Raw genomic sequence first — 3,357 nt, forward strand, 5'->3', positions numbered from 1 at the left:
AATTAATTTGGTGGCTGAAAGGACCAGTTCCATTGCAATATAGCACTCCTTTCAAATGAATAGACGCACTAAGCAAAACATTAAAGACTAATATTTCCATTTTAAATGCTTTGCATGTACATTGTAAAGTTTGAAATTTGAATTATCAGACTTATTTTAGCTGAAGAGAAGATATTTAAAGCTTATATTTATTAGTAAAGAACTAATAAATAGTCAAGGATGAAAAATTATTATTTGCAAGTTTATAAGGCGAATAGTCATGTTATAAACTCATTTTCCTGGGTTCCAATTCATAAAAGTGAGCACTTATCTTCTGATAAGTATTTAGAACATTTAAGATTCAAAAAGATAAAAAAAGAATTTATATTTTATATAAATAGACTCTTTATCGAATCCAATAAAAGAATCTTTGAAAGACAACCATTCATACATATCTTCAAAGATACACACTTTATCGTATAAATATAATTTGAAGAAAAATTAATTTTAAAGGCCTCAATTATTTCTTGATAAGTGAGACCTTTTGTTTTTTTTATGGATTAATGGTACAAACTCATTCCCCAGGTCCGAATATCATAGAAGCCACAATCAATCCTTTCTTTCTCTTCACTTAAATGGCTCATTAAAGATTTTGGATAGTGATCAGTCATACAATCAATTTGTACACTATCGTTTGGGCTATTTAACAAAACGCAAAACATTGCTCCATTTTCATAATCCATTCCGACACAGTGTAGTAGTGAAAGTTGCTTTGTTCGAAAAACAAACATTAATTGAAATTTTTTCTTCATTAGTTACTCTCCTATATAAATATTTTCAGTAAGAGATCACAGTATCAATGCTGCTCACCCTCTATTTACTGAAGAGTAGCCTATCAACATCTCGTGTGTTGCCATGTACAGTCCACACATGTTGAGGTAGTATCGCAGATGATTTTAAAAAATGAAGCAGGTTCCTGATAAGGGGAAATCCTGCTTCTATTCAAATGTTGGAGCGGCAAATCGGTAATGAATGACCGGTGTGCCGTCTTCTTTTACATCGATACGATTAATGAGGCGATGTAATATTTCAGGTGTTAATTCATCAAAGTTAAGAAATTGAAGAAGTTCTTGTTTAAGCTTGTCGATATTATCAATGATTTGTTCACTTTCGAGCATCGAAATCATTTCATTTTTCTTTTCCGTAAGCTGTGTGAGTTCGTTATTGTTATCTTCTACCATTTCTAAATACTCATCATGATTGATTTCTTCATCTGCGAGCATTTTGATGAATTTCTTTTTTCGCGTTTTTAACACTTCAATTTGCTTGTTAAACTTATCCAACTTTTGTTGGATATCCTTCTTTGATTTCTTCGACTTCGCCTCAAGTTCTTTCAGATATTGTTCTTTATCAATTTCTTGAACGAGTTTTCGGATATCATACAAAATCGTTTCTTTGAGATGGTCCTCTTTGATCTTGTGAGAGCTGCAAGCTTTTTTGCCATGACGAGCATAATTACCGCAAATGTAACCATTTGGTCTATTGCTTCTATACCACATGCCCTTTCCGCAGTCGGCACAGAAGAGGATGTTCGTAAATAAGTGAAGCTTCGGAGCCGTAATGAATTTTTTGCGCTGCTTCATCAGATTTTGTACCGCTTCAAACATATCCCTTGAAATGATGGGTTCATGGGTATTTTCAAAGATATACATTTCATCTTTCTGTTGTTTCTTTCTTTTTTTGCTTGTGACACTTACTGTGGTCGTGCGCCCTTGAACTAAATCCCCAACGTAATGAGGATTTGTAAGAATGAGCTTGATTGTAGAATCATTCCATTTGTCACTCGCATTTTTCTTCCCTGCAACATCAGCGGGTGTTTTGACTCCTTCATTGTAGAGCCGTCTTGCGATACTTTCACGCCCACTTCCTTCTAGATACTCCTTGTAAATTCGTCGCACAATTTCAGGTGCCTCATCTTTGCGTATATAAAGTTTACCCTCTACAACCTCATAACCGTATGGAGGATTGGATCCTTTAAACAAGCCCTTTTTTGCACGTGTTTTCAATGTTTCTTTTACACGATTACTTGTATTTTGAGATTCTTGTTCATACATCCAAGCGTACAAACCAAACATATTGGTATTGCCTGTTAATGTGTTGATTGCATTATCCAATGTGATAATGTGAATCCCTTGGTTTTCACAAAGGTTTTTGATTTTATATGACAATTCACCATTACGGGCAAGCCGTGATAACTCTTTGGCTAAGATGATATCGTACTTTTTGACTTGAGCGTCTTCAATCATTCGTTGAAGGTTTTTTCTCTTTGCTGTTGTCCCGGATTGAACATCTACGTAAAATTCGTAAATGTCCCATCCTTTTTCTTCAATGAATTTGTAAAACAATTCTTTCTGATATTTCAGTGAGGCTTTTTGTTCCTCTTTGTCTTGTTGATACTCGAATATAAATTGCACATCTCATGAAGCATCTTGCTCCTTATTGTTTGATTGAGATGTAGCAGTGTTTACCTTGTTAGCAGTATTGACAAGTTCTTCTATTTTATTATCAATAATTGCTTTGATAACCTGAGCAAATGCTAGCTTAGGGTCTGTGTAGATTCGTTCTACTGAAAGAGTATCTTTACTCATAGAGAGCGCCCCTTTCTAATTAAGTCAATGACGGTTAATTTAACATTATTTTTACAATAATCATTAAGAAATTCAGATAACAATTCTTCTACTTTTTTAGATGTTTGAAAGTAACAGAATTTATTCGGATATATAGCACGCCTTTTTTAAATTTACTTGTTTGCATTGATTAATGCTCCTTTCATATTAAAAACCGCAGAATATTACATAGCCTACTAATGATTAGTGGCTAAGTAACCTCTGCGGTTTTCGCTTGTTATTGGGTTTAAATATTGGAATTTTTATTTTTCGCTTTGCTTTTCTAATAAGCGTGTCTTCTTGCCAAATTTAATTCTTTGGCTTAGGATCGTGGATTCTTGTTCTATAATCCTAGCATAAAGACTAATAAAATTTACGTCACTTTGTAGAGTGTTTATTGCTTTATCTAATGTCAAAATGTGAATGGCTTGCATCTCACAAAGTTCCTTCAATTTAGAAACTAATTTAGGCTTTCTAAATAATCTTGATGGATCAGTTGAAAGAATAATATCAAACTTATTATTTTGAGCATCTTCTACAATGGCTTGTAAATTCTCATACTTTTTTGGACCTGAGCCAATATCAATATAAGAATTGTATAACTGCCAATTACGATCTGAGATAAATTGTTTGAGTTGCTCAGATTGTTTATTTAAGTGATGATCTGTATTGTTTTTACTTGCTGTTCGAATATAAATTGCACATCTCATTT

General features: G+C 33.3%; 4 protein-coding genes. All 4 read right to left on the reverse strand.

What is annotated here, in order from left to right:
- Window positions 1–539: 539 nt before the first annotated feature.
- Window positions 540–791 (reverse strand): hypothetical protein, encoded by a 252-nt coding sequence (locus BFL01S_RS19225; protein ID WP_061786674.1) that lies wholly within the window; start codon window positions 789–791, stop codon window positions 540–542.
- A gap of 186 nt (window positions 792–977) precedes the next feature.
- Window positions 978–2,384: a recombinase family protein gene (locus BFL01S_RS19230; protein WP_235859268.1), complete on the reverse strand. Its 1,407-nt coding sequence runs from the start codon at window positions 2,382–2,384 to the stop codon at window positions 978–980.
- A gap of 72 nt (window positions 2,385–2,456) precedes the next feature.
- Complete coding sequence (locus tag BFL01S_RS20855; RefSeq protein ID WP_169799874.1) at window positions 2,457–2,627, reverse strand: hypothetical protein; 171 nt, start codon at window positions 2,625–2,627, stop codon at window positions 2,457–2,459.
- Window positions 2,628–2,908: 281 nt separating this feature from the next.
- On the reverse strand, window positions 2,909–3,357 hold a 449-nt coding region (locus BFL01S_RS19235), incomplete at its 5' end, for a recombinase family protein (protein WP_061786675.1).

The organism is Priestia flexa NBRC 15715, from assembly GCF_001591565.1.
GTDB lineage: Bacteria > Bacillota > Bacilli > Bacillales > Bacillaceae_H > Priestia > Priestia flexa.

Bases quoted from the DNA above. Each gene is read 5' to 3' on its own strand.
- BFL01S_RS19225 (WP_061786674.1), bottom strand. From the start codon at position 791: ATGAAGAAAAAATTTCAATTAATGTTTGTTTTTCGAACAAAGCAACTT.
- BFL01S_RS20855 (WP_169799874.1), bottom strand. From the start codon at position 2,627: ATGAGTAAAGATACTCTTTCAGTAGAACGAATCTACACAGACCCTAAG.